Source organism: Wolbachia endosymbiont of Glossina morsitans morsitans (genome assembly GCF_000689175.1).
GTDB lineage: Bacteria > Pseudomonadota > Alphaproteobacteria > Rickettsiales > Anaplasmataceae > Wolbachia > Wolbachia pipientis.
Map to the genome: position 1 here is coordinate 1 of NZ_AWUH01000173.1, position 4,949 is coordinate 4,949.

Below are 4,949 nucleotides of genomic sequence, written 5' to 3' on the forward strand. Positions count from 1 at the left end.
AAATAGCTTTTTACTAGTATTCATTATGGGCAAGACCCTCATCTACTTAATCGGCTTTCCAGGCAGTGGTAAGTTTACTACTGCAAAGGAACTGTGTAAAATCATTGGTGCAGTAATAGTAAGCAATAATCTATTCAATAATATTATATTTGATATTGTTAAATTACAAAACGCTGAAGTTCCAGATGACCTATGGGAAAAAATTTTTGCAGTTAGGGAAAATGTATTAGCAATACTGGAAAAACACTACGTAAAATCAAAACATTATATATTTACAAATGAATTGATAGAGGGTGATCCCTATGACCAAAGATTATATAACTCAGTGGTAAATTTAAGTAAAAAAATGGACATGGAAATTTTTTCTGTAGTATTACATTGTAATAATGAAAAACTAGTAAGACGTGTCCAATCAGAAGAGAGATATCAGGAAAATAAAATTACTGATCCGGATTTTGCTATAAAGAAAATTGAAGGGAAAAGGCTATTTATACCTGAGGGTTCGCTTGAAATTGATAACTCGAACTTGAGTGCAAAGGAAGTTGCAAAGAAAATTGTTGAAGAGATGAAGAAAGAAAAAAATGGAAAATTAATTAAAACTTCTGTAACAAATCATTTAAAAACAGAGCGTACTCGTGGTTGAGCAGAAAGATAAGTACCGTCCTTGTGTTGGCATAATGCTATTTAACAGACAAGGAAATGCCTTTATTGGAAAACGCTTTGATAGCGATTCTTACTGGCAGATGCCACAAGGAGGTGTTGATGATGGTGAGGAACTGGAACAAGCAGCGTTACGTGAGTTGCTAGAGGAGGTTGGTACTAATAAAGTAAAGGTTATAACTAAAAGCAAGGATTGGATATACTACAACTTGCCTAAAGAAGTTATACCAATATGCTGGAATGGAAAATATTCTGGTCAAAAGCAAAGGTGGTTCTTAATGAAGTTTTGCGGAGAGGATGAGGACATTGATATTAATTATACTGGTCATCCAGAGTTCAAAGAGTGGCGTTGGCAAGGTATAGATAGTTTAGTAGCCAGTGCTATATCATTTAAAAAGAAGTTTATAAAACAGTGATAGAAGAGTTTTCTTCTATAATAAAAGCCTCAACAATAAGCTCATGATAGTAGATTCTCATTGCCACTTGATTTATTTTTCTGACGATGAAATACCAAAAGTAATTTCAAGGGCAGAGCAAAATGGTGTAAAGGTTTTGCATAACATATGCGTAAGCATTGACGATGTTCCTAAGTTATTAAAAATTTCTTCATCCTATGATCAGGTCTACTCCTCTGTTGGTATACATCCGCTTGATGTTGCTATAGAAAACGGTGAGTGTATACATGTTGATGAATTAGTTGGATTTACCAAGAAGCAAAAGGTAATTAGTATCGGTGAAACCGGGTTAGATTTTTATAAATCTGACAACAAAGACAATCAGAAAAAAAGTTTTGCATTACATATAGAAGCGTCAAGAATAACTGGACTACCTTTAGTTATTCACACAAGAAGCGCTGATAATGAGATGATCGATATGTTAAGGTCAGAAATGAAAGCCGGTGCTTTTAGTGGAGTAATGCACTGCTTTGCTTCCTCTAAAGAACTTGCTTATCAATCTATAGATTTGGGGTTATATATTTCATTTTCTGGAATTATTACTTTTAAAAATGCGAGCTTACTCAGAGAAATTGCACAAAATGTACCACGCGAGCGTGTTTTAGTCGAAACTGATGCACCATATCTATCACCTGAGCCTTATAGGGGAAAAAAGAATGAACCAGCAATGGTGAAATACGTTGTTGATTGTTTGGCAGAGTTGTGGAATGAGTCACCAGAACAAGTAGCGAAGGTAACCACAAGCAACTTTTTTAGGCTGTTTGAGCTATAAAGAAGCTCTATAAAACCATTAATTTGCTTATGAACCTAAAGATTTCACCAGCTCTCTCACCGAGTTTACAGACTTATTAAACATTTCTTGTTCACTATCATTCATTTTAACTTCTAGGATCTTTTCAATTCCGTTTTTTCCAATAATTACAGGAACACCAATAAACAAATCTTCTACACCATATTCACCATTAAGGTAAGCAGCACATGGTAATATGCGCCTCTTATCTTTTAAATATGGTTCTAACATGCATATAGCTGAAGATGCAGGAGCGTAGTATGCAGATCCAGACTTAAGCAGATCAACTATTTCTTTACCGCCATTGCGAGTGCGTTCAACTATTTCATCGACTTTTTTCTGTGTGATAAGACCCATATCGATAATTTGAGTAAGTGGAATTCCAGCAACTGAAGCACAATTGATTAGTGGTACCATAGTGTCGCTATGTCCTCCAAGCACAAAAGCAGATATATCTTCAACTGAGATATTTAACTCACTTCCAAGAAAGTAACGAAAACGGGAAGAATCAAGCACTCCTGCCATGCCAACAATCATATTAGTTGGAAGGTTTGAAAATTTATGCACCACTGAAACCATGGCATCCAAAGGGTTGGTAACCACTATTACAAACGCGTTTGGAGAATATTTTTTAATATTTTCGCCAACCTCCTTCATTACTTTAGCATTGGTTTGCAGGAGGTCATCCCTGCTCATTCCAGGTTTTCTAGCGATGCCAGCGGTTATTATAATTGCATCGGAGTTTTTTATATCTTCATACCTATTTGTGCCAGTAATATTGACACTAAATCCATCAATAGGGGATGATTCTGCTATGTCGAGTGCTTTACCTTGTGGTATTCCATCACTAATATCAAGTAAAACAACATCACCGAGTTCCCTTAGTGCAATCATATGGGTGAGAGTTCCACCGATATTTCCTGCACCGATTAAAGATATTTTTTTTCTTTGTACTGTCATTTTCTACTCCTTTGTATTTACTTTTATGGTTTTACCTTCCCAAGGCGATAAGCTATCAAACATACGAAAATCTTGCGGTAAATCTATAGGATTATACACAACCTTTTTTGTCTCTATATCATATCTTACTTCCTCATAACCAGTGAGAGGGAAATCTTTTAACATTGGATGACCTTTGAATCCATAGTCTGTTAGAATCCTACGCAAATCAGGGTGATCAGAAAACTCTATTCCATACATATCAAACACTTCACGCTCAAACCACAAAGCCGTACTAAATATCTTCGCTACACTTGGAGGCATGTCGCTTTCACATAACTGAAGCTTTATGTGTACTCTAATATTATGCACAATGCTGAGCAGGTTGTATATTAGCTCGAAGCGCTTCTCTCTATTTGGATAGTCAACCCCAAAAATATCAACTAATAGTTCAAACCTACACTTTTCATCATCACGTAGAAAGAATAGGTGCTTTTCAATTTCATCTAAAGTTGAATATATTACAATAATGCCATCATCTTTTTGAATGCACTCGCATTTGGTCTTTTTTTGTATATACTTTGCAGTTTTATCCATTCCGAGTCCGTTTTATTTTGTTTTGTAGGCATAGCATTCCATATAGCAACGCCTCAGCGGTTGGTGGGCATCCAGGGACATACACGTCAACTGGCACAATTCTATCACAGCCTCGGACTACTGAATAAGAGTAATGGTAATAACCACCACCATTTGCACAACTTCCCATGGAAATAACATACTTCGGGTCTGCCATTTGATCATAAACCTTGCGCAATGCTGCTGCCATTTTATTAGTTAGTGTGCCAGCAACAATCATCACATCTGATTGACGTGGGCTTGCACGAAACATTATACCATATCTATCAAGATCATAACGGCTGGATGCAGTATGCATCATCTCAACTGCGCAACATGCAAGACCAAATGTCATTGGCCACAATGAACCAGACCTTGCCCAATTCATTACATAATCTGTTAAATCACCAAATTTAGTGACAAGAAACCCTTCTTTTTTATAACGACCCCAGTCATCATTAGATAGAATTTGATTTGTCATAAACTACTCCCACTCTAATGCACCTTTACACCATTCATAGATAAAACCTATAGTGAGTATTGCAAGAAATACCATCATAGACCAAAATCCACCATAGCTTATCTTAGATAAAGAAACAGCCCAAGGAAAAAGAAAAGCAATTTCTAAGTCAAATATTATAAATAATATTGAAACTAGATAAAATTTAATGTCAAAATTTTTTCTTGCACTGGATAGTGGATTGAAGCCACACTCATATGTGGAAAGCTTTTCACCATCTGGCTTACTCACTGCAAGAAACATAGGCAATATACCTAAAGCAAAAGATACTACAATTGATACGCAGATAAAGATTACTATGGTTAAATATTCGCTCATTTAACAAAACATATAACACTATGAGTTTACATGCTTTCCTAACTTTTTACCACCTAAAAATATGCACGTGAAAGTGTGGTACAACCTGCTCTCCATTTTCACCGTAGTTAGTGACCAATCTATATCCTGTTTTTTCTAGATTATATTTGTGTGCTATCTCTCTTACAGTTTTGAAGAAATCCGCTATTTCCTCTTCAGGAGCTTTTAGAATGAAATCATCATATGAAATATATTGATTTTTTGGTATAACTAAAATATGAACTGGTGCGTCAGGGTACTTATCATGAAAAGCTAGTACATTTTCATTTTCATGTACCTTCTCACAAGGTAACTCACCTCTTAATATTTGAGCAAAGACGTTATCGCTATCATAAACTTCATTGCTCATATTTTAAGAGCGACCTTTCCCTCTTTCTTCGTTTTTCTCTACATTAGGTGTAGATAGTGGTTTTATCGCTTCACCAGAAGCATCTTCAAGATTTAAAGAGCTTACAAGTTCCCTTACTTTTACCATGTCCTGCTGTTCTTTCAAAAAGGGTTCTATTCCACTTACCCTTTTTCCGGTAATAACTCCTGGTTGTAAGTGATACATATCCCCAGGAACAGTGAGACTATGATGTCTTTCCTCTATTTTTTTAGCTTCACTCATAAT

General features: G+C 35.7%; 7 protein-coding genes and 2 pseudogenes. 3 read left to right on the forward strand and 6 right to left on the reverse strand.

Features of this window, described 5'->3' with window-relative positions:
* The 3 genes and pseudogenes from WGMM_RS04430 to WGMM_RS04440 all read left to right on the forward strand — a co-directional run.
* Nucleotides 1-643, forward strand: a 643-nt coding sequence (locus WGMM_RS04430) for an AAA family ATPase (RefSeq protein ID WP_051599655.1), incomplete at its 5' end; no start/stop codon positions are given.
* A 34-nt stretch (nucleotides 644-677) separates the two neighbouring features.
* Nucleotides 678-1,123 (forward strand): annotated as a pseudogene (locus tag WGMM_RS04435) (RNA pyrophosphohydrolase).
* Nucleotides 1,120-1,887 carry a TatD family hydrolase gene (locus tag WGMM_RS04440; RefSeq protein WP_038250668.1) on the forward strand — a complete coding sequence of 256 codons (768 nt, stop codon included), beginning with the start codon at nucleotides 1,120-1,122 and terminating at the stop codon, nucleotides 1,885-1,887. Before WGMM_RS04435 ends, WGMM_RS04440 begins: the two are co-directional and overlap by 4 nt.
* A gap of 27 nt (nucleotides 1,888-1,914) precedes the next feature.
* Here the strand turns inward: WGMM_RS04440 and mdh are convergent, their stop codons facing one another.
* The 6 genes and pseudogenes from mdh to WGMM_RS04470 all read right to left on the reverse strand — a co-directional run.
* Nucleotides 1,915-2,865, reverse strand: coding sequence for a malate dehydrogenase (gene mdh / locus WGMM_RS04445; protein ID WP_038250672.1), 951 nt, complete (start codon nucleotides 2,863-2,865; stop codon nucleotides 1,915-1,917).
* 3 nt (nucleotides 2,866-2,868) lie between these two features.
* Nucleotides 2,869-3,441: an NADH-quinone oxidoreductase subunit C gene (locus WGMM_RS04450; RefSeq protein WP_007548576.1), complete on the reverse strand. Its 573-nt coding sequence runs from the start codon at nucleotides 3,439-3,441 to the stop codon at nucleotides 2,869-2,871.
* Complete coding sequence (locus WGMM_RS04455; RefSeq protein ID WP_006279574.1) at nucleotides 3,434-3,940, reverse strand: NuoB/complex I 20 kDa subunit family protein; 507 nt, start codon at nucleotides 3,938-3,940, stop codon at nucleotides 3,434-3,436. Before WGMM_RS04455 ends, WGMM_RS04450 begins: the two co-directional genes overlap by 8 nt.
* Before the next feature lie 3 nt (nucleotides 3,941-3,943).
* Nucleotides 3,944-4,297, reverse strand: a complete 354-nt coding sequence (locus tag WGMM_RS04460; RefSeq protein ID WP_006279576.1) for an NADH-quinone oxidoreductase subunit A — start codon at nucleotides 4,295-4,297, stop codon at nucleotides 3,944-3,946.
* Between the two features lie 18 nt (nucleotides 4,298-4,315).
* Nucleotides 4,316-4,685: pseudogene (locus WGMM_RS04465) on the reverse strand (HIT domain-containing protein).
* Between the two features lie 3 nt (nucleotides 4,686-4,688).
* On the reverse strand, nucleotides 4,689-4,949 hold a 261-nt coding region (locus tag WGMM_RS04470; RefSeq protein WP_240991932.1), incomplete at its 5' end, for a hypothetical protein.

Coding starts and splice junctions, on each gene's coding strand:
- WGMM_RS04440 (WP_038250668.1), top strand. CDS start 1,120: ATGATAGTAGATTCTCATTGCCACTTGATTTATTTTTCTGACGATGAA.
- WGMM_RS04455 (WP_006279574.1), bottom strand. CDS start 3,940: ATGACAAATCAAATTCTATCTAATGATGACTGGGGTCGTTATAAAAAA.
- WGMM_RS04450 (WP_007548576.1), bottom strand. CDS start 3,441: ATGGATAAAACTGCAAAGTATATACAAAAAAAGACCAAATGCGAGTGC.
- mdh (WP_038250672.1), bottom strand. CDS start 2,865: ATGACAGTACAAAGAAAAAAAATATCTTTAATCGGTGCAGGAAATATC.
- WGMM_RS04460 (WP_006279576.1), bottom strand. CDS start 4,297: ATGAGCGAATATTTAACCATAGTAATCTTTATCTGCGTATCAATTGTA.